Below are 25,950 nucleotides of genomic sequence, written 5' to 3'. Positions count from 1 at the left end.
CAGGTGCGTGATGGGCGGGGCGGGGCTACTTCGGCTTGGGGGCAGGCACAGCCGGTCCGCCCCACGGGCTCACCGGATTGCCCATCCAGTACGTCGCGGCGGGCACCGTTTCACCCCGCATCACGAGGGATGCCGGGCCCACCGTGCCGCCCTTGCCGATCCGGGCCTGCGGAAGGATGACACCGTGCGGGCCCATCGTTGCCCCGTCCTCGAGCGTAACAGTGTCGATGCTCATCACGCGGTCGTGGAAGAGGTGGGTCTGGACCACGCAGCCGCGGTTGACCGTGGAGTTCCGGCCCAGGGTCACGAGGTCCGCTTCGGGTAGCCAGTAGCTTTCGCACCACGTGCCGGCGCCGATCCTGGCGCCGAGGGCCCGGAGCCACCAGACCAGGGCCGGGGTCCCGGTGGCCGCACGGGCGAACCACGGGGCGCTGACCATTTCGATGAAGGTGTCCACGACCTCGTTGCGCCAGATGAAGGAACTCCACAGCGGATGCTCGCCGGGCCTGATGCGTCCCACGAGCAGCCATTTCGCCACTACGGCGCTGCCGGCCGCCACGGCGCCGGCGAGCAGGATCACGACGCCGCCCAGGAGCGCTGCGATGCCGTAATTGAAGACCGTGGCAAGCCAGTCGAAGGCGAGGAACACGCCGGCGGCGATCGCGACCGTCGCCACGACGGGGACAAAGCGGCACAGTTCCCACAGCGCGCGGGCGATCTTGAGCCTCAGCGGCGGCTGGTAGGTCCTGGTGTCATCGGAGGCGATGGCGGTGCGCCGGAGCCTGACCGGCGGGCTGCCCAGCCAGGACGTCCCGGACTTCGCCTTCGCGGGAGTTGCCGACAGCACCGCGACCAGGGAGTTCTTGGGCACATTGCGTCCCGCCGCGGTCATGCCGGAGTTGCCGAGGAAGGAGCGTTTGCCGATTTTGGCCGGGGCGATCCGCAACCAGCCGCCGTCGAGCTCATAGGAGGCCACCATGGTGTCGTCGGCCAGGAAGGCGCCCTCACCCACCGTGGTCATCTTGGGGATCAGCAGGACGGTCGAGGCCTCCACGTTTTTGCCGATCCTGGCGCCGAGCAGGCGCAGCCAGACCGGTGTGAAGAGGCTGGCGTAAAGGGGGAAGAGCAGGTCACGGGCCAGGTCCAGGACCCGTTCGGTGGCCCAGACCTGCCAGCCGATCCTGCTGCGCACCCGGTAGTAGCCTTCGGCCAGCCCCACACCGAGGAGACGGGTGGTGAGGAGGATCAGCACAAGGTTGGACAGGAACCAGGTCAGGGCCGCCGGCGGCAGGGACAGCAGGAGCTGCGGCAGTGCTGCGGTCAGCGAGTCGCTGCCGCGGATGAAGCCAAAGACCACAAGGGCCGCGGCGGCGGCGGAGAGATAGGGAATCAGGGCCAGGACGGCCGAGGCGGTCGCGAAGCCGGCAAACCAGAGCCGGCCGATCAGCGGGTGCTCGGGGGGAGTGTCCGGCCAGGAGTGTTTGGCCTTGCCCCGCCGCTCGGCCGGGGATCCGGCGACGAGTTGCCCGGACTTCACCTTGCCCAGCACGGCCGAGCCGGGTTCCACCTGGGCTCCGGCGCCGATCGTGGCGCCCGGCATCAGGGTACTTCGGGCACCGACCGTTGCGCTGGCGCCGATATGGATGGCGCCGATATGGACAATGTCACCGTCGATCCACCAGCCGGACAGGTCGACTTCCGGCTCGATATTGCAGCCGCTGCCGAGTGAGAGCAGGCCGGTGACCGGCGGCAGCGAGTGGAGCTGGACATTGTTGCCGATTGTGGCCCCGAGGGCCCGGGCGTAGTACGGCACCCAGGGGGCACTGGCCAGGCTGACTGCGCCGGCCAGGTCCTGGATCTGTTCGGCCAGCCACAGGCGCAGGTGCACCCGGCCGGAGCGCGGGTAGGTTCCGGGCATCACCTTGCGGAGCAGCAGGCGGGCGGCGGCGATGGAGATCAGCATCCGCCCCAATGGGCTGACGAAGACGAGCCACGAGGCCGCGACCCACCACCAGGACACGGTGGGCGCCGCCGTGAAGCCGGCAAGGGAGGAGAGCAGATTGTTCGCCGCCATCAGGTAGGTCAGCCAGCGCATGCCCACCAGGAGGTGCAGCGGGACACCCATCAGGGTCTGGAAGACCTGTGACTTCCGGGCGGTCCGGCGGACCGTGCGCTCCGGGGCGGGCCCGGCACCGCCCTCGGGCAGCGACTGGCGGGCGGCGTCGATGAGCGCCCCGACGCGGGGGGTGGCGTAGATGTCGGCCACCGTGATGGTGGGGTACCGCACGCGGAGGGCGGAGACAAGTTGCGCGGCAGCGAGGGAACCGCCCCCGTAGGCGAAGAAATCGGCGTCCAGGTTGGCCACGGAGCCGCCCAGCACCGCGCTCCACTGCTCCACGATCCAGGCAGCATCGTCCGGGAGGTTCAGCGGGGCCGCAGCGGCGTCGGCGGCACCGGCCCCCGGCAGCGGCCACGGCAGTGCGTGCCGGTCCACCTTGCCGCTGGTCTTGGTGGGCAGCGAATCGACCACGGTCAGCAGCGGGATCAGCGGGGCCGGCAGGCTTTGGCCAAGGAGCTCCCGTGCCGCGGCCAGATCGAGATCCCGGCCACCGGCCGGGGCCAGGTACCCGACAAGAATCTGGTTTCCAGCCGCCGTCGTCTGCACGGTCGCGGCCGCGCCGGCAACATCCGGCAGCGACTGCAGGGCGGCGTCGATCTCACCCAGCTCAATCCGGCGCCCGCCGAGCTTGACCTGTTCGTCGGCGCGGCCCTGGAAGACCAGTCCCTCGGCTTCGTAGCGGACCAGGTCGCCGGAGCGGTAGGCGCGTGTCCAGCCCAGCGACGGCATGGGGGCATACTTCTCGGCGTCCTTCGCCGGGTCCAGGTACCGGGCCAGTCCGACGCCGCCGATGATCAGTTCGCCGATTTCCCCTTCTCCGACCGGCAGGGCGTTGGCGTCGACGACGGCGAGGTCCCAGCCGTCCAGCGGGAGGCCGATCCTGATAGGCCCGGGGCCGCCCAGCTTGGCAGCGCAGGCGACGACGGTGGCCTCGGTGGGGCCGTAGGTGTTCCAGACTTCGCGGCCTTCGACGGCCAGCCGCTCGGTGAGGTCCGGCGGGCACGCTTCGCCGCCGAAGATCAGCAGGCGGACGCTCTCGAGGGACTCCACGGGCCAGAGCGCGGCGAGGGTGGGCACCGTGGAAACGACGGTGATGCCGTGGCTGATCAGCCACGGACCGAGGTCCATGCCGGTCCGGACCAGGGCCCGCGGCGCCGGGACGAGGCAGGCGCCGTGCCGCCAGGCAAGCCACATTTCCTCGCAGGAGGCGTCGAAGGCCACCGACAGGCCGGCCAGGACGCGGTCCTGCGGGCCGATCGGATCGTCCTGGAGGAAGAGCCGGGCCTCGGCGTCGACGAAAGCGGCCGAGGACCGGTGCTGCACGGCGACGCCTTTCGGCGTTCCGGTGGACCCCGACGTGAAGATCACCCAGGCGTCGTCGTCCGGGCCGGGAAGCCGCGGGGCGGGGAACGGCCGGGGCCGCTGGCCCTCGGGCGCAATCTCCCCGGCACCGCGGAGCGTCCCGGCGACCCGGGCTTCGCCGAACACGAGCCTGGCACGCTCTTCCGGGTCGTCCGCGTCCACCGGGACATACGCCGCCCCGACCATCAGGATGGCCAGGATTGAGATGTAGAGCAGATTGGTGCCCGAGGGAATCCGCACGCCGATCTTGTCCCCGGCACCCAGGCCTGCGGCGTGCAGCTCCCTCGCCTTGGCCCTGACCGCCGCCACAAGCTGGGCGTAACTGAGCGACTGGTGGCCGTCGTCGAGCGCCGAGGCATCCGGAAAGCGCTCGGCCGTGTCCAGCAGGATGTCGACGAGGGTCCGTTCCGGCGGTGTGACCAGGGACCCTGAAAGCTGCGCCCCGAAGACCGGGCTGACGGTGGCGGTGGCCTGCGAAAGGTGGCCGTTTGGGGGTTGCTGTTGCTTAGTCACGGGGGGAATCATCTCCGGCCTAGGTGAACGGAAGGCGTCCGCGGTCGCTTTGTGTTAATACTCCGCCTCTGTCCGGACGTCCGCACACTGTTACCTCCCGGGGTGTGCCCGGACCGGACTCAGGGTGCCCCCGGACCGGGCTCAGGGAACCAGGAGGACCTTGCCCGTGGTACGCCGCTGTTCCAGGTCGTCGTGGGCCCGGGCGGCTTCCGCGAGGTCATAGCGGGCGCCAACCCGGACCTTGAGGCTTCCGTTGGCCACCGCGGCGAACAGCTCGTCCGAGCGCCAGCGGCGCTCCTGGGCGTCGCGCAGGAAATGGGCGATCGTTGGCCGGGTCAGGTACAGCGAGCCCCCGGCGTTGAGCCGTTGCGGGTCGAACGGCGGCACGGGCCCGGACGCGGCACCGAACAGCACGAGGGTGCCGCGGATGCGCAGGGAAGCAAGGGAGCCGTCGAACGTGTCCTTGCCAACGCCGTCGTACACGACGTCCGCGCCGGCCCCGTCAGTCAGTTCACGGACCTTGGTGGCGAAGCCGTCATAGCGCAGCACATGGTCCACACCGGCCCCGCGGGCCAGTTGCTCTTTTTCATCGGTGGAGACGCTGGTGATGACGCGCGCGCCCCTGGCCTTGAGCAGCTGGATCAGCAGGAGACCGACGCCGCCCGCTCCTGCGTGCAGCAGGACGGTGTGGCCCGGCTCCACCTTGAAGGAGGAATTGATCAGATAATGCGCGGTGATGCCCTGCAGCGGCAGGGCGGCGGCGGTGAAGTCGTCCACGCCCTGGGGGACCGGCAGCGCTTTGTCCTCATCGATCAGGGCGTAGCCGGCGTAGCAGTTGATGCCTTCAGCCGTGGCCACGCGGTCGCCGGGGGAGAATCCGGTCACGCCGTCGCCGAGTTCCGCCACGGTTCCCGAGGCCTCGGAGCCGGGGGTGAAGGGGTAGGCCACTTTATAGCTGCCGCTGCGCTTGTAGGTGTCAATGAAGTTCACGCCGACGGCGGCGACCTTCACCAGCAGCTGGCCGGGACCCGGAACCGGGCGCTCGACCTCTGCCGGTGTGAGAACCTCGGGGCCGCCTGCCTGGCGGGCGACGATTGCGTGCATCATGTGTGTCCTTGCCTGCTCTGAAGGTGTTGGGGCTAAAGGGTGTTGGGCTAAAGTTCCGGGCTGCGGGTTCCTGGCCCTCATCCTGCACCCATCCTAGAGACACCGGCGCCAACGACGAAGTGACGGCCGGTATCCGGCCGTCACTTCGGGTCAAACAGGAATATCAGGGCCGCTGGCGGAACCCTCCGCGTTCGCGGAGCCGGCCGGCCGCTTAGAAGCGGCGGGTCACCGTGGCCATCGGGCACTCGAAGTGGCGCCCGGCCGAGAGGCCGACGTCGTTGAGGTAGCGGACGATGATGCCGTAGGACTGCAACAGGGTGGTTTCCGTGTAGGGAACCTGGTGCTTCGCGCAGAACTCGCGGACGATCACGGCGGCCTTGTCGAGCTGGGGCCGTGCCATGTCCGGGAAGAGGTGGTGTTCGGCCTGGCGGTTGAGGCCGCCGAGCAGGATGTCCATGAAGCGGCCGCCGGAGATGTTCCGGGACGTCAGGACCTGGCGGCTGAAGAAGTCCACGCGGCTGTCCGCCGGCAGGACCGGCATGCCCTTGTGGTTCGGCGCGAAGGAGGCGCCCATGTAGAACCCGAAGACGGCGAGCTGGACCGCGATGAACGCGAGCGCCATGCCCCAGGGCAGGAATGTGAAGGCAAGCACCGGCAGGAGGCTGAGGCGGACCACGAGGATCGGGATTTCAACCCAGCGGTGCGTGACCTTGGCGCGCTGGAAGATGAACTTGATCGAGTCGATCTGCAGGCCCAGGCCGACGAGGAACAGCAGCGGGAAGAAGAGCCAGCCCTGCTTGCGCGTGAGGAACGAGAGCCGTCCCTGCCGGGTGGCGGCGGCCTCCGGGAAGAATGCGATGGCGCCGGTGGCGATATCCGGGTCCTTGGAAATGACGTTCGGGTGGTTGTGGTGTGCGCCGTGCTTCTGCTCCCACCAGGAGTAGCTGATCCCGGCGACCGACGTGGCGAGCAGCCGTGCGGCCCAGTCATTGGCCCGGCGGGAGGCGAAGATCTGGCGGTGTCCGGCCTCGTGGGCCAGGAAGCTCAGCTGGGTGCAGAGGATGCCCAGGGCGGCGGCGATGAGGAGCTGGAACCAGCTGTCGCCGATCAGGGCAAAGCCGAACCAGGTGGCCGTCATCAGAAGGACCAGGACGGAAAACACCGTGATGTAGAAGCCGACGCGGCGTTCGAGCAGGCCTGCGGCCTTGACCGTCTTAAGGAGTTCCGAATAGCTAAGGACGACGGCGTTGGGCTGGCGGACGCGCGATTTCGGGCGTTCCGGCGTAGCAGTGGTGGGGGTCATGGAGCGCGTGCCTCGTAACTGTTACGGGCAACGCTGCAGCCGACATTCGGACTGCACGGTCTGGATCACCCTTAACCAAGCATACGCCCCCGGCCATTTCCGGCCCCTCCCGGCCCGGCGCCTGCCGCGCACCGGACCCGGCGCCCGGCGGTAGGACAGGGCACGAGGACAAGGCACGCGGGATCGACTGCATAAATATCGGCATCTATGCATACTCTTGCTGTATAGTCCTTGGTATGACTATTTCTGTTGCCGTCTCCGGCGCAAGCGGTTATGCCGGCGGCGAGGTGCTGCGGCTCCTCGCCGGCCACCCCGACGTCACGATCGGCGCCATCACGGCCCACAGCAACGCCGGTTCCAGACTAGGGGAATTGCAGCCGCATCTCCACGGTCTGGCCAGCCGTATCCTCGAAGACACGACGGTGGAGAACCTGGCCGGACACGACGTCGTCTTCCTGGCCCTGCCGCACGGTGCCTCCGCGGAGATCGCCGCGCAGCTGCCGGCCGGCACCGTCGTGATCGACGCCGGCGCCGACCACCGGCTCGAGGATGCCGCCGCGTGGGAGAAGTTCTACGGCTCCCCGCACGCCGGCACGTGGCCCTACGGCCTGCCGGAACTTCCCGGCCAGCGCGAGGCGCTTCGCGGCGCCAAGCGGATCGCCGTCCCGGGCTGCTACCCGACGTCGGCCCTGCTGGCCCTCACCCCGGGCTTCAGCAACCACCTGCTCCAGGCCGACGACGTCGTTATCGTTTCCGCGTCCGGTACGTCCGGGGCCGGCAAAGCCGCCAAGGTCAACCTGATCGGCGCCGAGGTGATGGGCTCCATGAGCCCGTACGGTGTGGGCGGCGGACACCGCCACACGCCCGAGATCGAACAGGGGCTGTCCCGGGCCCTGAACGCCCCCGTCACCGTGTCCTTCACCCCCACGCTGGCCCCCATGAGCCGGGGCATCCTCACCACCGCGACGGCGAAGGTGCGTCCCGGTGTCACCGCCGATGAACTCCGCCGCGCCTGGGCCGAGGCCTACGACGACGAGCCGTTTGTGCACCTGCTGCCCGAAGGCCGCTGGCCCTCCACCAAGTCCGTCCAGGGATCCAACCACGCCGTGATGCAGCTGGCACTGGACGGGCACGCCGGCCGGCTGATCGTCACGTGCGCCATCGACAACCTGACCAAGGGGACCGCCGGCGGGGCCGTGCAGTCCATGAACATTGCCCTCGGCATGGCGGAAACCGCCGGCCTCGATCTGCAGGGAGTTGCACCGTGAGCATCACCGCCCCCCAGGGGTTCCGCGCCGCCGGCGTCACCGCCGGCCTCAAGACCTCCGGCAACCCGGACCTTGCCCTCGTGGTCAACGACGGCCCCTCCAAGGCCGCCGCGGCCGTGTTCACCTCCAACCGGGTGGCCGCAGCCCCCGTGCACTGGTCCCGCGAGGTGGTCAAGGACGGCCGCGTGGACGCCGTCATCCTGAACTCCGGCGGGGCCAACGCCTGCACCGGGCCGCAGGGTTTCCAGAACACCCACACCACCGCCGAGAAGACCGCCGAAGCCCTCGGCCTCTCCGCCACTGACGTCTTCGTCTGCTCCACCGGCCTGATCGGCGAGCAGCTCCCGATGGACAAGATCCTCGCCGGGATCGGCGCCGCCAGCGGAGCGCTCAGCACCGACGGCGGATCCGGCGCCGCCACCGCCATCATGACCACGGACTCCGTGTCCAAGCAGGCCGTCTTCACCGGGGCCGACGCAGAGGGCAAGGAATTCACCATCGGCGGCATGGCCAAGGGCGCCGGCATGCTCGCCCCCGGACTCGCCACCATGCTGGTGGTCCTCACCACGGACGCGGACGTCCAGCCGGACATGCTCGACGTCGTGCTCCGCGACGCCACCCGGGTCACCTTCGACAGGGCGGACTCGGACGGCTGCATGTCCACGAACGACACCGTGGTGCTGCTCGCCTCCGCAGCTTCCGGCGCCGCGCCGTCCGCCGTCGAGTTCGGCCGGGGCCTGACCCAGGTCTGCGCGGAGCTGGCCCGGAAGCTGATCGGCGACGCCGAAGGCGCCAGCCACGACATCGCCATCCGCACCTTCAACGCCGCCAGCGAAAAGGACGCCGAAGTGGTCAGCCGGGCCGTCGCCCGCTCCAACCTCTTCAAGACCGCAATCTTCGGCAAGGACCCCAACTGGGGCCGCGTGCTCTCCGCCGTGGGCACCACCGACGCGGCCTTCGAGCCCGACCAGCTCAACGTATCCATGAACGGCGTGCAGATCTGCCGCAACGGCAGCATCGGCGACGACCGCAGCCTCGTGGACCTGGAACCCCGGGAGGTGCTCGTCGAGATCGACCTCCAGTCCGGTGACGCCGAGGCCACCATCCTGACCAACGACCTCACCCACGAGTACGTCCACGAAAACAGCGCCTACTCCAGCTGACCCCCTGGGGGCACAGTAAGGACGAGCATTAAGGACGAACAGCATGAACACCCAGACCCGCGAGACCACGTCCATGTCCGATGCCCAGGGCAAAGCCGGCACCCTGATCGAGGCACTGCCCTGGATCCAGCGCTTCGCCGGCACCACGATGGTGATCAAATACGGCGGCAACGCCATGGTCAACGATGAGCTCCGCCGCGCCTTCGCCGAGGACGTCGTTTTCCTGCACCACGTCGGCATCCACCCGGTGGTGGTGCACGGCGGCGGCCCGCAGATCAACGCCATGCTCAGCCGGCTCGGGATCGAATCCGAGTTCAAGGGCGGGCTGCGGGTCACCACACCCGAGGCCATGGACGTGGTCCGGATGGTCCTTACCGGCCAGGTCGGCCGCGAACTCGTGGGCCTGATCAACTCGCACGGACCCTACGCCGTCGGCATGTCGGGGGAGGACGGCGGACTGCTCCGCGCCGTCCGGACCGGCACCGTCGTGGACGGCGAAGAGGTGGACCTGGGCCTGGTGGGCGAGGTCGTCGGCGTAAACCCCGAGGGAATCCTGGACATCGTCGCGGCCGGCCGGATCCCGGTGATTTCGACGGTGGCGCCGGAGATCTTCGATGACGGCAGCGGCGACCCGGGAGCAAGGCAGGCGCAGACCACCGGCCAGGTGCTGAACGTCAACGCTGACACCGCCGCTGCGGCCCTGGCGGAAGCCCTCGGCGCCTCCAAGCTGGTCATCCTCACCGACGTCGAGGGACTCTTCAACAACTGGCCGGACCGCTCCTCGCTGATTTCCTCGCTTACCGCGTCGGAACTGCGGGAGCTGCTGCCGCGGCTGGAGTCAGGCATGATCCCGAAAATGGAAGCCTGCCTCAAAGCCGTCGAAGGCGGCGTTGAACGCGCGCACATCGTGGACGGCAGGCTGCCGCACTCGATGCTGCTGGAAACCTTCACGACGGCGGGTATCGGCACCCAGGTCGTCCCGGACGAGGACAACAAATGAACCAGATCGAAACTGCACCATCCACGGACCTCGAGCACTCCCCGGAGGGGGAGCTGCTGGGGATCGTCCACTCGCACGCCACCGGCGCCCAATGGCTGGCCCGTTATGCGTCGTCGCTGCTTGGTGTCTTCGGCACCCCGCAGCGGGTCCTGGTCCGCGGCTCCGGCTGCCTCGTCTGGGACGCCGACGGCAAGGAATACCTGGACCTGCTGGGCGGAATCGCGGTCAACGCCCTGGGCCACGCGCACCCCTTCGTCACCTCGGTGATCTCCAGCCAGCTCGCCACCCTGGGCCACGTCTCCAACTTCTTCACGAGCCCCACCCAGATCGCGCTGGCCGAGAAACTGCTGGACATCACCAAGGCACCGGCCGGTTCCAGGGTGTTCTTCGCCAACTCCGGCACCGAGGCCGTCGAGGCCGCGTTCAAGCTGGCGCGCCGGAACACGGGCGCCAGCCAGGCCGCGGCAGCGGACAGCGCCAGCCCGGACAGCACAGGTAAACAGCGCACCAAGATCATCGCGCTCGAAGGCGCCTTCCACGGCCGGACCATGGGCGCCCTGGCCCTCACCGCGAAAGAAGCCTACCGGGCGCCGTTCGCCCCGCTGCCCGGCGGCGTCGTACACATCCCCTTCGGTGACATTGACGCGCTCCGGGCCGCGGTGGACGACACCACCGCCGCCGTCTTCCTCGAACCGATCCAGGGCGAGGCCGGTGTCCGGCCGCTGCCCGCCGGCTACCTGGCGGCCGCGCGGGAGGCCACGAGCGCCGCCGGTGCCCTGCTGATCCTCGACGAGGTCCAGACCGGCATCGGCCGCACCGGCAAGTGGCTGGCCAGCGAAGACGCCGGGATTGTGCCCGACGCCGTCACCCTCGCCAAGGGCCTGGGCGGCGGCTTCCCGATCGGCGCCCTCGTCACCTTCGGCCCGGAAACGTCCTCGCTGCTGACCGCCGGCCAGCACGGGACGACGTTCGGCGGCAACCCGGTGGCCACCGCGGCGGCCCTGGCCACCCTGCATGTCCTGGAGAACCAGCACGTGCTGGACCGCGTCCGGGAGGTGGGGGAGCACCTGCGTGCCGGCCTCGCCGCGATCGACGGCGTCACCGAAGTACGCGGCGAGGGGCTCCTGGTCGGCTTCGACCTCGACGCCGACGTCGCCCCCGCAGTTGTCACCGCGGGACTCGACGCGGGCTTCATCGTCAACAGCCCCGGCCCGCACACGATCCGGCTCGCGCCGCCGCTGATCCTCACCACCGAACAGGCCGACCGCTTCCTCGCGGCAGTGCCCGCACTCCTCCGGACCGCAAAGGACGCCCAGTGACCACGCCCGACATTTCGCCCGACATTTCGACCGTGACGTCGACCGCGACGTCGACCAGCCAGGTCCGCCACTTCCTCAAGGACACCGACCTCACCCCGGCCGAACAGGCCGAGGTCCTGGACCTCGCCGTCCGGATGAAGGCCGCCCCCTACAGCGTGCAGCCTTTCGCCGCGGAGGGCAGCGGCCGCAAGACCGTCGCCGTGATCTTCGACAAGACCTCCACCCGGACGAGGGTCTCCTTCGCCACCGGCGTGGCCGACATGGGCGGCAACGCGCTCATCATCAACCCGGGCGAGGCTCAGATCGGGCACAAGGAGTCTGTCGCGGACACCGCCCGGGTCCTGGAGCGCATGGTGTCCACCATCGTGTGGCGCACCGGGGCCCACTCCGGGCTCGTCGCCATGGCCAGGAACTCCCGCGTGCCGGTCATCAACGCCCTGTGCGATGACTACCACCCCTGCCAGCTCCTCGCCGACCTGCTCACCATCAAGGAACACAAGGGCGACCTGGCGGGCCTCACCATGAGCTACTTCGGCGACGCCGCCAACAACATGGCCAACTCCTACCTGCTGGCCGGCGTCACCGCGGGGATGCACGTCCGCATCGCCGGCCCGGACGGCTACCTGCCGTCCCCGGAAATCATTGCGGCGGCCGAGGACCGGGCGGCGGAGACCGGCGGCTCGGTGCTGGTCACGGTGGACGCTGCCGAGGCGCTGCTCGGCGCCGACGTCGTCGCCACCGACACCTGGGTCTCCATGGGCCAGGAAGACGAGAAGGAAGCCCGGCTGCAGCTGTTCCGCGGCTACGCCGTGGACGAAGCGGCGATGAAGCTCGCGGCGCCGGACGCCGTCGTGCTCCACTGCCTGCCCGCCTACCGCGGCTACGAGATCGCCGCGGCCGTGATCGATGGCCCGCAGTCCATCGTCTGGGACGAGGCCGAGAACCGGCTGCACGCCCAGAAGGCCCTGATGGCCTGGCTGATGCACCGCTCCGGGCTCGCCGTTGTCGAAGGACTCGGATAGTGTCCGTCCAGCCTGCCTCCCCGGGGGCCAGCCCGGCCACCAAGACGGCCCGGCAGGCGCGCATCACCGCGATTCTCACCGGTGAGTCCGTCCGCTCGCAGGCGGAACTGGCGGCGCTGCTCGCGGACGACGGCGTCCAGGTCACCCAGGCCACGCTGTCCCGCGATCTGGTGGAACTTGGCGCGGTCCGGGTCCGCGGGAAGGAAGGCGTCCTCGTCTACGCGGTGCCGGGGGAGGGCGGGGAGCGCGCGGCCAGGAGCGGCGTCACCCAGGAGATCCTCGATGCGAGGCTGGCCCGGCTCTGCGGGGAACTGCTGGTCACCGCCGAAGCGTCCGCGAACATCGTGGTGCTCCGGACCCCTCCGGGCGCGGCCAACTTCCTGGCCCTGGCGATCGACCACTCCGTGATGCCCTCCATTCTCGGTACCATCGCCGGGGACGACACCGTGCTGCTGGTCACCCGGGACCCCCTCGGCGGGGCTGACGTGGCCGCGCGGTTCCTGCAGCTGGCCGAAGAGGCCGTTCAATGAACTTGCACCAGACAACCAAGAACCCCAACAACTAAGGAGCATGTGAAGTGACTGAGCGTATTGTTTTGGCCTACTCCGGTGGCCTGGATACTTCCGTAGCCATCGGCTGGATCGGTGAAGCGACCGGCGCCGAGGTTATCGCCGTGGCGGTCGACGTCGGACAGGGCGGCGAGTCGCTGGAGACGATCCGTCAGCGCGCCCTGGGCTGCGGCGCCGTCGAGGCCTACGTGGCCGACGCGTCCGACGAGTTCGCCAACGAGTACTGCATGCCCACGCTGAAGGCGAACGCCCTTTACCAGGGCCACTACCCGCTGGTCTCGGCGATCTCCCGCCCGGTGATCGTCAAGCACCTGGTCAAGGCCGCCCGCGAATTCGGCGCCACCACCGTGGCCCACGGTTGCACGGGCAAGGGCAACGACCAGGTCCGTTTCGAAGTCGGCATCCAGACGCTCGGCCCGGACCTGAAGTGCATCGCACCGGTCCGCGACCTCGCCTTGACCCGCGACAAGGCCATCGCCTTCGCCGAGGAAAAGGGACTGCCGATCGAGACCACCAAAAAGAACCCGTACTCGATCGACCAGAATGTCTGGGGCCGCGCCGTCGAAACCGGTTACCTCGAGGACATCTGGAACGCCCCCACGAAGGACATCTACGACTACACCGCGACGCCGGAATTCCCGCCGGCGCCCGATGAGGTCACCATCTCCTTCGAGGCCGGCGTGCCGGTCGCGATCGACGGCGTCAAGGTCACCCCGCTGCAGGCCATCATGGAACTCAACCGCCGTGCCGGCGCCCAGGGCGTCGGCCGGATCGACGTCGTCGAGGACCGCCTCGTCGGCATCAAGTCCCGCGAAATCTACGAGGCGCCGGGAGCGATGGCGCTGATCACCGCGCACAAGCACCTTGAGGACATCACGGTCGAGCGCGAGCAGGCCCGCTTCAAGGCCACGGTCGGCCAGCGCTGGTCCGAACTGGTCTACGACGGCCAGTGGTTCTCCCCGCTCAAGCGCTCCCTCGACGCCTTCATCGAGGACACCCAGCGCTACGTCACCGGTGACATCCGCATGGTGCTGCACGGCGGCCAGGCGATCGTCAACGGACGCCGCTCCGAGACCTCGCTCTACGACTTCGACCTCGCCACCTACGACACCGGCGACACCTTCGACCAGTCGATGGCCCGCGGTTTCATCGAGCTGTGGGGCATGTCCGCCAAGGTTGCCTCCGGCCGCGACATCCGCGTAGCAGGAAAGTAGCGCCGGTGGCTGAGCAAAAGTCTGAAGCCACTAACACTGGAGCGCTGTGGGGCGGCCGGTTCGCCGGCGGCCCCGCCGACGCCCTCGCGGCACTGAGCAAATCCACGCACTTCGACTGGCGGCTGGCCCGTTACGACATCGCCGGGTCCAAGGCGCACGCCCGTGTGCTGCACAAGGCCGGATTGCTCGACGACGCCGAACTCGCGGGCATGCTCGACGCCCTGGGCCGGCTGGATGCGGACGTTGCCTCCGGCGCGTACACGCCGGCGGAGTCGGATGAGGATGTGCACGGCTCGCTGGAACGCGGGCTCATCGAGCGCGCCGGGACCCAACTGGGCGGCAAACTCCGCGCCGGCCGGTCACGCAACGACCAGGTGGCGACGCTGGGGCGGATGTTCCTGCGCGACCACGCCCGGATCATCGCCCGCGGTGTGCTCGCCACCATCGATGCCCTCGTGGGGCAGGCCGAGGCGCACCGGGGCGTGGCCATGCCCGGCCGCACGCACCTGCAGCACGCCCAGCCAGTCCTGCTCAGCCACCACCTGCTGGCCCACGCCTGGGCGCTGCTGCGCGATGTGCAGCGGCTTCAGGACTGGGACAAACGGGCGGGCGTTTCGCCGTACGGCTCCGGGGCCCTGGCGGGCTCCTCGCTCGGCCTGGACCCGGAAGCCGTGGCCGCGGAACTGGGCTTCTTCTCCGCCACGCACAACTCGATCGACGGCACCGCCTCCCGCGACGTCTTCGCCGAGTTCGCGTGGATCGCCGCCATGATCGGCGTGGACCTGTCCCGGGTCTCGGAGGAAGTCATCCTCTGGGCCACGAAGGAGTTCTCCTTTGTGACCCTGCACGATTCCTACTCCACGGGCTCCTCGATCATGCCGCAGAAGAAGAACCCCGATGTGGCGGAACTGGCCCGCGGCAAGGCCGGCCGGCTGATCGGCAACCTGACCGGGCTGCTGGCCACGCTCAAGGGCCTGCCGCTCGCGTATAACCGCGACCTGCAGGAGGACAAGGAACCGGTCTTCGACGCCGCAGATACCCTGGAAGTCCTGCTTCCGGCCGTCTCCGGCATGATCGCGACGCTGACGTTCAATACCGAACGGATGGAGTCCCTGGCTCCGCAGGGCTTCGCGCTGGCCACGGACATCGCCGAATGGCTGGTCCGCCAGGGTGTCCCGTTCCGCGAGGCGCATGAGCTCTCCGGTGCCGCCGTGAAGCAGGCTGAAAGCCGCGGCGTCGAACTCTGGGACCTGACGGACGGGGAATACGCCGCCATCTCGGAGCACCTGACCCCGGAGGTACGCACGGTCCTGTCCACGGAAGGCTCGCTGAACAGCCGGAACTCCCAGGGCGGCACCGCGCCGGCCGCCGTCGAGCGCCAGCTGATGGCCCTCGAGGGCGAGCTCGCCGGCGTCCGCGGGTACGCGGGCTAGCGACAAACGCTCTCTCACGTCCTGCAGCATTTCCGCCGGCGCTCCTGCACTGCCTGCAGGAGCGTCGGCGGATTTCCTGCCAAAAGTGAGGGAGCGTTGTGCCTTTGCCGCCGAAAACTCCCAGCTAGCATTGCGGCATGAGCGAAACCTTCCGCCAACTGCTGCGTGGCCTGCCCGATTTCCCTGATGTGCTCCCGGAGTTCGACCCGGCCGGCGCCCCCGCGGATCCCGCGGTGCTGTTCCGGCAGTGGCTCGGGGAGGCGCTGGACGCCGGCGTCCCGCAGCCCAACGCCTGCAGCCTTGCCACGGTGGACGGGCTCGGAGGCCCCTCCTCCCGGATGCTGATCCTGAAGGACCTCGACGACGACGGCTGGCACTTCGCCACGTCCCGCACCTCGCGGAAGGGCCGGGAACTCGCGGCGAATCCGCAGGCGGCCCTGAACTTCTACTGGCAGCAGCAGGGCCGGCAGGTCCGCGTCGCCGGCGGCGTTGTGGAGCTGTCCTTGGCGGCGTCCCTGTCCGACTGGCATGCCCGGCCCGGCGCCGACGGCAGCGACAACCCGGACTGGCAGCTGTACGCCCTCCGGCCCCGCGAGATCGAGTTCTGGCAGGCCCGGCACGACCGCCGGCACATCCGCCACCGCTACGGCCCGGAGTCTTTCAGTTAATCGTCTTTCGGCTAATCCGGATGTATTCAGGGCGCTCGGTTAGGATGTTCGCCATGACCCCCATCACGCCGGAAAACCTCCTCGAAGAACTGCGCCGCGCCGCCGGCGTCGTCGCCGGAACCACTGCCGCCTTGTCCGAAGAGGACGTCAAGGCGCCCTCGGAACTGCCGGGCTGGACGCCCGGCCATGTGCTGGCCCACCTCAGCGGCATCGCCAACGCGATGGCCCGCCAGCTGGAATTCGCTGCCCGGGGCGACAGCATCGAACTCTACGACGGCGGCTTCGAAGGCCGGACCCGCGCCATCGACATGGCAGCCGGACACACCCTGGCCGAACACCGTGCCGATGTGGACGCCGCCCTGGGCCGGGCCCTGCATGAATTTGAAACGCTCGACGCCGCCGGCTGGCAGGCGCCCATCAGCTACCGCGGGGGAGTCGTGTTCGATGGCGGGCTGGCGCTCTGGCGCGAACTCACCATCCACGCCACCGACCTCGGCACGGGCCGCGGCCCGGAAACCTGGAGCCGGCCGTTCTGCGAGCACCTCTTCGAGTTCCTGGCCGCGCGCGTCCCGGAGGGGGAGCGGTTCGTCCTCCAGCCGCTCGGCCTGCCGGCCGTGGCCATCGGGGCCCCCGGCGGCCGGTCGACGGCCATCAACGGGATGCTGACCGACATCGCGGCCTGGCTCGCCGGACGCACGCCGACCCTCGGCAGCCTGCGCGCCACTGCGGCGGCCGACGGCGTCGACCTCCCCGCGCTGCTGCCGTGGCCGGCCGGGGTGCCCGCCACCCGCTGAGACCTCCGCCGAGGTGAGATTTCGCGCCCATGTTCCTTCGCGACATGGGCGCGAAATCTCACCTCGGCGCCGGCTAAGGGCCGGCGCTACACGGCGGGGGCCAGTTGGCGCTCCCGGTCCAGGAGGCTCTCCTTGATAGCCAGCCCCCAGCGGAAGCCGCCCAGGCTGCCGTCGGTGCGGATGACACGATGGCAGGGTACGAAGAGCGCCGCCGCGTTGAAGGCACAGGCGCTGGCCGCGGCGCGCACGGCCTTCACGTTTCCGGACAGCTCCGCGTATTCGGTGTAGGTCACGGGGTGTCCCGCCGCGACGGTGCGGAGCATGTCCCAGGCATGGCCGCGGAACGGACCCGACTTCTGCAGCACCGGCACCCCCATCGCCGGTTCGGGGTTACCGGCGTAAAACTCCTCGACGGCGTCCGAGATGGCGACCAGCCCTGTGACGGTTTCGTATTCACCGGGCAGCAGGTCCGCGTGGATCTGCCCGGTCAGCTCGCCGGGAACGGCGGTCCACCCTGAGGCAAGCACCGACCCGTCCCGGGCAATGATGGTGAAGGGGCCGTCCGGGGTGGACATGGTCAACAACTGGGCTTTCATGATTTCACTTTCTTCGAAGGAGCGGACGGCCTGCGCGCCGTGGCCTGGGCGGTGGCCGCCGCGCGCCACAGGTGCATCGTGGCATAGGAGCGCCAGGGACTGAGCTCACGGAAGTCAGGACTCAGGCGGGCTTGGGCGGACACGGCCGCGCCGCCAGTATCCACGGCGAGCGAGCGGATGCCATTGCGCACCGCCGCATCGTTGGCCAGGAAGACATCAGGGGCGCCGATCACCCGCATCGCCACGTAGCCAACCGTCCACGGCCCGACGCCGGAAAGGGGCAGAAGTTTGGACTCCAGCCCGGGAAGGGCATCGCCGTACCCGAAGTCGAGCACTCCCGACGCCATCGCGGCGGCAGCACCCCGGACCGAGTCGATGCGGCGTTGCGGGCCGCGGAGCAGCTGGAAACCGGTTTCCGCAATTTCGCCCGCGGTCGGGAAGATCCGGTCCAGGCCGTCGGCGGGAACCAGGCTCACGCTCCCTGCCTCGGAGAGTTGGACCAGCGCCGTCCGCGCCGCGGCGACGGTGATCTGCTGGCCGATCATGGCCCGGATCAGCAGTTCCTGCGGATCGACGGCGCCCGGCATACGCATGCCCGGCGTGGCAGCGACGCTGGCTGCCAGCCGCGGATCGGACCCCAACGTCGCGTCGATGGCGACGGGGTCGGCGTCGAGATCCAGCAGCCGGCGGACCCGGCTGAGCAGGGAGGGCAGGTCCCGGAGGTCGACGGCGCCGATGGTCAGCACCAGCGGGCGGCCCGCTGTGCCGGCATCGTAGTCCACCCGGAAGCGGGCGTCGCCGTGGGCCAGGCGAAGGGTCCGGGCGTAGGAGGTGGACGAGCCTTCCTCGATGCCGGGGATGGCCCGGACCGCGAGGAAATTGAAGACCCCCGGATCGAAGGGCTCGCGGTATGGCAGGTTCAGGGCCAGGGCTGTCGACGACACGGCGGTCACGGCAGGCGACCGGTGGTGCCGGGCGGTGGCCCGCAGCGCCGAGGGGGTCATGGCGAAGACCTCGCCGATAGTCTCGTTGAACTGGCGGACACTGCTGAAGCCGGCCGCGAAGGCAATGTCGGCGGCCTTCATGGTGGTGGAGACGAGCAGGGTGCGGGCGGTCTGGGCCCGGCTCGCCCTTGCGAGGGACAGCGGTCCCGCGCCGAGTTCGTGGCTCAGGATCCGATTGAGCTGCCGCGAGGAGTACCCGAGGCGGGCGGCGAGCCCTTCCACGCCGTCACGGTTGATCACCCCGTCGTTGATCAGCCGCATGGCCCGCCCGGCGATGTCCGAGCGGAGGTTCCAGGCGGGCGTGCCGGGGACGGCCTCGGGCAGGCAGCGTTTGCAGGCCCGGTAACCGGCGTCGTGCGCGGCAGCGGAGGTTTCGTAGAACGTGACGTTCCCCGCCTTGGGGGTCCGGGCCGGGCATGACGGCCGGCAGTAGATGCCCGTGGTGCGGACAGCGGTGTAGAACTGCCCGTCGAACCGGGTGTCCCGGGCATCGATTGCCCGGTAGCGCTGCCAGAAGTCCATGAGTTCATCCTGCCAGCTTCCGGGTACTGCTGCTAGCGGAAATCGGACACGGCCGTGGAGGGGGATCCGGATGGTTTGTTAAAGTCGGAGCATGAGTGTGACGCCTCCCGCCAGCGTGCCCGGCAGTGCACTGCCTGCCGGCAGGCTCCGGGAGCTCCTGTCCGCAGACGCCCGGCAGGTGGCGCCGCTGCTGCTCGGCGCGGTGCTGACGCACGAGGGGCGCGACGGCCCGGTGTCCGTGCGGATCACCGAGGTGGAGGCCTACCTGGGCCCGCACGACTCACCGCACCCGGATCCCGGCTCGCACACTTTCCGCGGCGCCACCGCCCGCAACGCCCCGATGTTCGGCCCGGCCGGCCATCTGTACGTCTACTTCACCTACGGCATGCACCACTGCGCCAACATCGTGTGCGGGCCGGCGGGGGTGGCCTCCGCCGTGCTGCTGCGGGCCGGCGAGATCGTGGCCGGGGAGGACCTGGCACTCACCCGGCGGCCGACGTCGAAGTCCTCCACGGACCTGGCAAGCGGCCCTGCCCGGCTCGCCACCGCGCTCGACATCACGACGGCGGACAGCGGCCGGGACGCGCTCGGGGCCCCGTTCCGGCTGGAACTCCCGGCGCTCCAGGCCGTGGATGTCAGCGCCGGACCACGCGTCGGTGTCTCCGGCGCGGGGGGCACCCACGACTACCCGTGGCGATTCTGGCTGAACGGCGACCCGACCGTCTCGCGCTACAAGGCGGCGAAAGTGCGCCCGGGCTAGCGGCCGCGGCGGTGGTTCCCTGGCATCCGGTCGCGGGGGAATGATGAGTTCTTATGGGTGAGGGCAAGCCGGGCAAGCCGGGCAAGCCGCGCAGCGAGCTCGAACGGCTTGAGATCTTTGAGCAGCTGGCCGCCCCCTGCTCGTGGAGGCGACCGAGGCAGTGGCCGGCATGGTCACCCCTGAGATGGTCCAGGGACGCCAGCACGTGACGCCGGAACCGGCCCCGGATCATGGCCGTGACACTTTCGAGGACGTCCTCTACGGGAGGCTCCTGCACGGCGATGCCGACCGGTTCCACCGCTCGGCATGGGCACAGGACAACAATCGTCTCAGTGCCGCGGCGGCCCCACGGTTCGACGCGGAACAAGCGCTCCGCACAGCGCTCGACGTCGTGAGGTACGCATTCGCGAACTGCCTCCTGCGCTCACCCGCTGTGCCGCCGGACGACGCCGGGCCCCCGGCGGAGACTTAGGGAGTTTCAGGACGCGGCGAGGGTGGGGACCGCGCCCTCGGCTCCGAGGGCGAACGGGGCAAGGCGGCGCCGGAGGTCTTCGCGCGCGTGCGGCCACTCCTGCGAGAGGATCGAGTAGACGGCGGTGTCCGCGCGGCCCCCGCCGGGCGCCGCGCGGTGGCCGCGGAGGACCCCCTCGAAGCGGGCGCCGAGCCGTTCGATCGCCGTCGCGCTCCGGGTGTTGCGGGTGTCGCAGCGGAACGCCACCCGGTGGACTGCCAGGACGTCAAAGGCGTGGGCCAGGAGCATATGCTTGCTGGCAGGATTGACGTGGCTGCCCCAGAACTGCCGCCCGAAGAACGTCCCCCCGATTTCGAGGCGCTGTTGGGTCGGGGCGAAGTCACGAAGGGACGTGGTGCCCAGGAGGGCGCCGGTCCGGCCGTCCGTCACAGCGAAGGCGATGGTGGCGGGATCATCCAGCCGGGACTGGAACAGTGCTGCCAGCTCGCCAACCGTCCCGGGCAGCGGGGCCGCCATGCCCGCCCACATGCCGGGATCCACAAAATCAAAGAGACCTTCCGCGTGGTCCGGGGCGAGCGGAACCAGGTGCACCCCGTGGCCGGAGAGGACGATGTCGTGTCGCATTGGAGCATTCAATCACCGCCGGGGTGGACGGAACGGTCGAATCCGGCGCCGCTGAAATGAACATTTGCTGACTGCCAGGTTGCCGGGGATCAAGCGGACGCGCCGGACGCCGCAGGACCAGCCAGTAAGGTTGTTGGGTGAATCCCAGCGAGCTCCACCAGACCACGATGACCATGAATGAGACCACCGCGGATGAGACCGCCGCGCAGGTGGCCGGGCTGATCAGCAGCCTGTGCGCCACCATCCCCGACTACCCCAAGCCCGGCATCGTCTTCAAGGACCTGACCCCCGTCTTCGCCGACGGCGCGGCACTGAAAGTTGTCGTGAACGCCCTGGTGGCGCCCTTCACGGGCCAGTTCGACGCCGTCGCCGGGGTGGAGGCCCGCGGCTTCCTGCTCGCTGCCGCTGCCGCGTACGCCACCGGCACGGGCGTCATCACCGTCCGCAAGGCCGGCAAGCTGCCGCGGGAAGTGGTCTCCGAGGACTACGCCCTCGAATACGGCAACGCCACCCTGGAGCTGCACACCACCGACCTCGCTCCGGGCAGCCGCGTCCTGATCCTCGACGACGTCCTCGCCACGGGTGGCACTCTCGGCGCCGCCGTGCGTCTGTTCGAACGCTGTGGCGTGGAGGTCGCCGGTGTGGGTGTTGTCATGGAACTCGGCGACCTCGGTGGCCGCTCGGCCCTCTGTGGCCACCGGGTCAGCTCACTGCTGCGCCTGTAACCCGTTCCCTGCCGAGTTCCCTGCCGCGCCGGCAGGTCGGGGCGTGCCCCCGGAAGCAACGGACGATTGCGCTTTGCTGGGTAGAATGCCTGCAAAAACTGACATGTGCCGGTGGGGAGACCGAAATGGTTGTAGAATGGTTGGTCTGTCTTTTTCGATAGGGGAACGTTCGATGCACGACGCTGATTTGGCCCATGAACGCGACTATGTGGCCGGACTTTACGCCCGGCTGGATGAGTTGCGGGCGGAAAAGCGCGCCCAGCTGGCGCAGGTACGGCGCGCCGGTGCGGTGGGCACCATGCAGAACGTCTCCGAGCGGGACGCGTTCGCGGCACTGTACGAGGACCGCCTCGCCCAGCTCGACGCCGTCGACGACCGGCTGGTGTTCGGCCGCCTCGACCTCGACTCCGGGGAGGCCCAATACATTGGCCGCATCGGCCTGACCACCGAGGACCTCCAGCGCCTCATGCTGGACTGGCGCGCGCCGGAAGCCGGCCACTTCTACCAGGCCACGGCGTTCGACCGGCAGGGTGTACGCCGCAGGCGCCACCTCATCCTGCAGGGCCGCGAGGTGAAAGCGATCGAGGATGACGTCCTCGACGCCGACCTTCTCGCCGACAACGACTCCCTCCAGGGCGAGGGCGCGCTGCTGGCAGCCCTGAATTCCAAGCGGACCGGACGGATGTCAGACATTGTCGGGACCATCCAGTCTGAGCAGGACCGGATCATCCGCTCCTCGATCTCCGGCGCCCTCGTGGTCCAGGGTGGTCCCGGCACCGGCAAGACCGCCGTCGCGCTGCACCGCGCCGCCTACCTGCTCTACACCCACCGGGACCGGCTCAAGACCGCCGGCGTCCTGCTCGTGGGACCGTCGTCGTCGTTCATGAAGTACATCGAGCGCGTGCTGCCGTCGCTCGGTGAAACCGGCGTCGTGATGGCGAGCGTTGGCCGCCTGATGCCCGGTATCCATGCGGTCGCCGAGCCCGAGTCCGAGGTCGCGGCCATCAAGGGCCGGCTGGACATGGCCGAGGTCGTGGCGAACGCCGTGGCCAACCGGCAGCGCATACTGGCCGAAAACCGCGTCCTCGAAGTCGACGGACGCAAACTTCTCCTGACTCCCCGGCAGGTCCGCCGCGCCAGGGACAGGGCCCGTTCCACCGGCAAGCCGCACAACGAGGCCCGCGTCTCGTTCGTGAAGATCCTGCTGCGCGAACTGACCGAGCAGATGACGGAACTTGTCGAAGCCGGCAGCATCGGCAACAGCGCTGACCGCTCGTACCTGGCCGAGGATGTCCGCTCCGCCCGGGACGTCCGCATCGCCCTGAACCTATGCTGGATGCCGATGACGCCGGAGAAGCTCATCGGTGAACTCCTGAGCAAGCCCGCGATCCTGGAAGCCTGCACCCCGAATCTCAGCGCGGCCGAGCGTCAACTGCTGCTCCGGCCCGCCGGTGCTCCCTGGACCGAAGCCGACGTGCCGCTGCTCGACGAGGCCGCCGAGCTCCTCGGCGAACTCGACGCCGCCGCCGGCAGGGGACTGGCCCAACAGGAAAACGACCGCGCCCGCGACCTGGCCAATGCCAAGCAGACTCTCGTCAACATGGAAACCGCCGGCGTGGACGTCCTGATCTCCGCGGAAGAGCTCGTGGACCAGAACCAGGAACGCGAAGCCCGGCTCACCGCAGCCGAGCGTGCCACAACGGACCGCAGCTGGGCGTTCGGTCACATCGTGGTGGACGAGGCCCAGGAGCTTTCGCCGATGCAGTGGCGCCTGCTGGTCCGCCGCTGCCCGCTGAAGTCCTTCACCATCGTGGGCGACATCGCCCAGACAAGCTCCGTGGCCGGCGCCAATTCCTGGCAGGGTGCACTGGCGCCCATGTTCGGGGACCGCTGGCAGCTCGAGGAACTCACGGTCAACTACCGCACTCCCTCCCAGATCGCCGAGGCGGCCGCCCGGATGGCCAACGCAGCGGGACTGGTCGTCTCCGCGCCGAAGGCTGTCCGCGAAGGCCGCTGGACGCCGGTGATCGACCGCGTCGAGCCCGGCCAGATCATCAGCAAGCTCGTGGAGATCCTGCCGCAGGAACTTGAGGCGCTGGAGGGCGGTCTGCTGGCGGTCATTGCCAACGGCGATCTCCTCCCGGCGGCCACCGCGGCGCTGCGCGCCGTCTACGGCCGCCGCGTCGGCACCGATGCCGGCAGCTACGTGCAGGACATTGTGGTCATCAGCCCCCGCGAGGCCAAGGGCCTGGAGTTCGACGGCGTTGTGGTGCTGGAGCCCTCTGCCATGCTCAACCATGAGCACGGCCGTGTCGGCGACCTGTACGTCGCCATGACCCGGCCCACCCAGCGGCTGCGGCTCATCGCCGCCGCCGGGGTGCCGGCCGGCATCGAAGAGTAGGACCTGCCGCCCGGGGGCAGCCGCCCGCCGCCCGCCGCCCGCCGCCCGCCGCCCGCCGCCCGCCGCCTGCCGTCCGGCGTCCGGCGGCGGGTCGGCTGACGGTCACACGCGCTGAGGGTGCCCTGATCCTGCTAACTTAGATTCCGTGTCCCAGCTAAATGATCTCCGTTCCCAGCAGAATGACCCCAGCTTCGCCAACGTCTGGCAGGAGCTGAAATGGCGAGGCCTGGTCCACGTCTCAACGGATGAGGCGGAGCTGGAAAAGCTGCTCGCCGGTGATCCCGCAACGTATTACTGCGGCTTCGATCCCACCGCACCGAGCCTGCACCTGGGCAACCTGGTCCAGCTGCTGCTGATGCGCCGGATACAGCTCGCCGGCCACAAGCCCCTCGGCCTTGTCGGCGGCTCCACCGGCCTGATCGGAGATCCGCGGCAGACCGCCGAACGTGTGCTCAACACCCCCGAAACCGTCGCGGAATGGGTCGGAAAACTGCAGGCGCAGGTCCAGCGTTTCCTCAGCTTCGAGGGCGACAACGCGGCCCGGATGGTCAACAACCTCGACTGGACCGCGCCACTAAGTGCCATCGACTTCCTGCGGGGGATCGGCAAACACTTCCGCGTCGGCACCATGATCAAAAAAGACATTGTTGCCAACCGCCTGAATTCCGATGAAGGGATCAGCTACACGGAGTTCAGCTACCAGATCCTCCAGGGTATGGACTTCCTTCAGCTTTTCCGCGACTACGGCTGTGTCCTGCAGACCGGCGGTTCGGACCAATGGGGCAACCTCACCAGCGGCACGGACCTCATCCGCAAGGTCGAGGGCAAACACGTCCACGCACTGGGGACGCCCCTCATCACCAACTCCGACGGCACGAAGTTCGGCAAGAGCGAGGGCAACGCCATTTGGCTGGATCCGGAGATGTGCAGCCCGTATGCCTTCTACCAGTTCTGGCTCAACACGGCGGACAGCGATGTAGCGGCACGCCTGAAGGTCTTCACGTTCCTCAGCCGGGCCGAGATCGAGGCCCTCGAGGCCGCGGTTGCCGAGCGGCCGTTCGCCCGCGAGGGACAGCGCAAACTTGCCTACGAAGTCACCTCCCTCGTGCACGGGGTGGACGCCACCGAAAAGGTCATCGCCGCCTCCGCTGCCCTGTTCGGGAACGGCGACCTTACTGTCCTGGACGAGGCGACGCTCAAGGCGGCCACGTCCGAACTGCCGTCGGCCACGGTCGATGCGGCCGGCTTGGGCATCATCGACCTGCTCGTGGCAACCGGCCTCTCCGAGAGCAAGTCCGCCGCCCGCCGCACCGTGGGGGAGGGCGGGGCCTACGTCAACAACGCCAAAGTGTCCGATCCTGACACCCTGATCGAACGCGGCCAGCTGCTTCACGGCCGCTATCTGCTGCTGCGCCGGGGCAAGAAAAACCTGGCCACCGTGGAAGTCAGCGCGTCTTAACGCGACACCCCGCGTCATCTGCACGCTCCGCCACGATCCAGTTGCAAGGTCGGGGCGGAGCGTGTATTGTTTTTCTAGTCGCCACCGCAGAGTGGCGACCAACCCCAACAAAAATAGAGAAGCAATTCTTCTAGCGCTTTCGGCTCCCCGGAGTACGTGAAGCAGGAATGAAAAGTTGCTTCACATTTTGCTGGGCGAATTCACTCGACCAAGTGAATTTCGGATGAAAATCCGGATTTGCAATGTGGATATGAATGAAATAAGCTTGAAATATCGCAGCGAAGGAAAAGCGTAAAAAACAATTCAATTACATTGAATTGTTTCGGCAAGTAATTCGAATGTGTCTGTTGTTTGAGAACTCAATAGTGTGCCAAGTTTGTTGATACCAATTTATTGTATTGAATTGGTTGAATTGACTGGACTCCGCCACCCCGTGGTGTGGTCTGGTTTTTACAGCTGGTTTCAAATTTTGTGCAGTCAATACGTCCCGTTTTCCCGGGGGTGTTGGTTGTGTCTGTTTTACTTCAACGGAG

The 25,950-nt window shown here is 68.8% G+C and carries 21 protein-coding genes; 15 read left to right on the top strand and 6 right to left on the bottom strand.

Annotated features, from left to right (window positions below; all coding sequences use genetic code 11):
- Positions 1-25: 25 nt before the first annotated feature.
- The 3 genes from ACZY0Y_RS02265 to ACZY0Y_RS02255 form a co-directional block, all read right to left on the bottom strand.
- On the bottom strand, positions 26-4,006 hold the full coding sequence (locus ACZY0Y_RS02265) for a Pls/PosA family non-ribosomal peptide synthetase (protein WP_463956645.1): 3,981 nt from the start codon (positions 4,004-4,006) through the stop codon (positions 26-28).
- 129 nt (positions 4,007-4,135) lie between these two features.
- The gene (locus ACZY0Y_RS02260; RefSeq protein ID WP_463956644.1) at positions 4,136-5,101 is read right to left on the bottom strand and encodes a quinone oxidoreductase family protein; all 966 of its coding nucleotides are present in this window, start codon (positions 5,099-5,101) and stop codon (positions 4,136-4,138) included.
- A gap of 211 nt (positions 5,102-5,312) precedes the next feature.
- The gene (locus tag ACZY0Y_RS02255; protein WP_463880637.1) at positions 5,313-6,404 is read right to left on the bottom strand and encodes a fatty acid desaturase family protein; all 1,092 of its coding nucleotides are present in this window, start codon (positions 6,402-6,404) and stop codon (positions 5,313-5,315) included.
- Positions 6,405-6,640: 236 nt separating this feature from the next.
- Here ACZY0Y_RS02255 and argC point away from each other — a divergent pair, with 236 nt between their 5' ends.
- The 10 genes from argC to ACZY0Y_RS02205 all read left to right on the top strand — a co-directional run bounded on the left by argC (position 6,641) and on the right by ACZY0Y_RS02205 (position 16,854).
- Positions 6,641-7,672, top strand: coding sequence for an N-acetyl-gamma-glutamyl-phosphate reductase (gene argC, locus ACZY0Y_RS02250; protein WP_463880640.1), 1,032 nt, complete (start codon positions 6,641-6,643; stop codon positions 7,670-7,672).
- The gene (gene argJ, locus ACZY0Y_RS02245; RefSeq protein ID WP_463956643.1) at positions 7,669-8,835 is read left to right on the top strand and encodes a bifunctional glutamate N-acetyltransferase/amino-acid acetyltransferase ArgJ; all 1,167 of its coding nucleotides are present in this window, start codon (positions 7,669-7,671) and stop codon (positions 8,833-8,835) included. The genes argC and argJ overlap by 4 nt, the downstream gene beginning before the upstream one ends.
- 43 nt (positions 8,836-8,878) lie before the next feature.
- The gene (argB, locus tag ACZY0Y_RS02240) at positions 8,879-9,835 is read left to right on the top strand and encodes an acetylglutamate kinase (protein ID WP_463956642.1); all 957 of its coding nucleotides are present in this window, start codon (positions 8,879-8,881) and stop codon (positions 9,833-9,835) included.
- Positions 9,832-11,154 (top strand): acetylornithine transaminase, encoded by a 1,323-nt coding sequence (locus ACZY0Y_RS02235; RefSeq protein WP_463956641.1) that lies wholly within the window; start codon positions 9,832-9,834, stop codon positions 11,152-11,154. Before argB ends, ACZY0Y_RS02235 begins: the two co-directional genes overlap by 4 nt.
- On the top strand, positions 11,151-12,176 hold the full coding sequence (gene argF / locus ACZY0Y_RS02230; protein ID WP_463956640.1) for an ornithine carbamoyltransferase: 1,026 nt from the start codon (positions 11,151-11,153) through the stop codon (positions 12,174-12,176). The genes ACZY0Y_RS02235 and argF overlap by 4 nt, the downstream gene beginning before the upstream one ends.
- Entirely contained in the window at positions 12,176-12,706 is a 531-nt protein-coding gene (locus tag ACZY0Y_RS02225) for an arginine repressor (protein ID WP_463880650.1), read from the top strand. The genes argF and ACZY0Y_RS02225 overlap by 1 nt, the downstream gene beginning before the upstream one ends.
- A gap of 47 nt (positions 12,707-12,753) precedes the next feature.
- Positions 12,754-13,959 carry an argininosuccinate synthase gene (locus ACZY0Y_RS02220; protein WP_463956638.1) on the top strand — a complete coding sequence of 402 codons (1,206 nt, stop codon included), beginning with the start codon at positions 12,754-12,756 and terminating at the stop codon, positions 13,957-13,959.
- Positions 13,960-13,964: 5 nt separating this feature from the next.
- Positions 13,965-15,392, top strand: coding sequence for an argininosuccinate lyase (gene argH / locus ACZY0Y_RS02215; RefSeq protein WP_463880652.1), 1,428 nt, complete (start codon positions 13,965-13,967; stop codon positions 15,390-15,392).
- A 137-nt stretch (positions 15,393-15,529) separates the two neighbouring features.
- On the top strand, positions 15,530-16,060 hold the full coding sequence (locus tag ACZY0Y_RS02210) for a pyridoxine/pyridoxamine 5'-phosphate oxidase (protein WP_463880654.1): 531 nt from the start codon (positions 15,530-15,532) through the stop codon (positions 16,058-16,060).
- 53 nt (positions 16,061-16,113) lie between these two features.
- Positions 16,114-16,854, top strand: coding sequence for a maleylpyruvate isomerase family mycothiol-dependent enzyme (locus tag ACZY0Y_RS02205; RefSeq protein ID WP_463880657.1), 741 nt, complete (start codon positions 16,114-16,116; stop codon positions 16,852-16,854).
- Between the two features lie 86 nt (positions 16,855-16,940).
- On the opposite strand, the gene ACZY0Y_RS02200 is transcribed toward ACZY0Y_RS02205, so the two are convergent.
- Both ACZY0Y_RS02200 and ACZY0Y_RS02195 read right to left on the bottom strand, forming a co-directional pair.
- A complete protein-coding gene (locus ACZY0Y_RS02200) occupies positions 16,941-17,450 on the bottom strand; it encodes a methylated-DNA--[protein]-cysteine S-methyltransferase (protein WP_463956637.1) in 510 nt (169 codons plus the stop codon).
- A complete protein-coding gene (locus tag ACZY0Y_RS02195; RefSeq protein WP_463956636.1) occupies positions 17,447-18,976 on the bottom strand; it encodes a DNA-3-methyladenine glycosylase 2 family protein in 1,530 nt (509 codons plus the stop codon). The genes ACZY0Y_RS02200 and ACZY0Y_RS02195 overlap by 4 nt, the downstream gene beginning before the upstream one ends.
- A gap of 91 nt (positions 18,977-19,067) precedes the next feature.
- Here ACZY0Y_RS02195 and ACZY0Y_RS02190 point away from each other — a divergent pair, with 91 nt between their 5' ends.
- Both ACZY0Y_RS02190 and ACZY0Y_RS02185 read left to right on the top strand, forming a co-directional pair.
- Positions 19,068-19,736 (top strand): DNA-3-methyladenine glycosylase, encoded by a 669-nt coding sequence (locus tag ACZY0Y_RS02190; protein ID WP_463880664.1) that lies wholly within the window; start codon positions 19,068-19,070, stop codon positions 19,734-19,736.
- Positions 19,737-19,905: 169 nt separating this feature from the next.
- A complete protein-coding gene (locus tag ACZY0Y_RS02185) occupies positions 19,906-20,208 on the top strand; it encodes a hypothetical protein (protein ID WP_463956634.1) in 303 nt (100 codons plus the stop codon).
- A gap of 6 nt (positions 20,209-20,214) precedes the next feature.
- Here ACZY0Y_RS02185 and ACZY0Y_RS02180 read toward each other — a convergent pair whose 3' ends face one another.
- Positions 20,215-20,832 (bottom strand): GNAT family N-acetyltransferase, encoded by a 618-nt coding sequence (locus ACZY0Y_RS02180; RefSeq protein ID WP_463956633.1) that lies wholly within the window; start codon positions 20,830-20,832, stop codon positions 20,215-20,217.
- Positions 20,833-21,005: 173 nt separating this feature from the next.
- On the opposite strand from ACZY0Y_RS02180, the gene ACZY0Y_RS02175 reads away from it, so the two are divergent.
- The 3 genes from ACZY0Y_RS02175 (at position 21,006) to tyrS (ending at position 25,417) form a co-directional block, all read left to right on the top strand.
- On the top strand, positions 21,006-21,557 hold the full coding sequence (locus ACZY0Y_RS02175) for an adenine phosphoribosyltransferase (protein ID WP_463956774.1): 552 nt from the start codon (positions 21,006-21,008) through the stop codon (positions 21,555-21,557).
- Positions 21,558-21,729: 172 nt separating this feature from the next.
- Positions 21,730-23,958: a HelD family protein gene (locus ACZY0Y_RS02170; protein WP_463956632.1), complete on the top strand. Its 2,229-nt coding sequence runs from the start codon at positions 21,730-21,732 to the stop codon at positions 23,956-23,958.
- Positions 23,959-24,103: 145 nt separating this feature from the next.
- Positions 24,104-25,417, top strand: a complete 1,314-nt coding sequence (gene tyrS / locus ACZY0Y_RS02165; protein WP_463880673.1) for a tyrosine--tRNA ligase — start codon at positions 24,104-24,106, stop codon at positions 25,415-25,417.
- Positions 25,418-25,950: the final 533 nt, after the last annotated feature.

This window comes from Pseudarthrobacter kochi (assembly GCF_055412805.1).
This window is presented reverse-complemented; position numbering and strand designations above follow the sequence as displayed.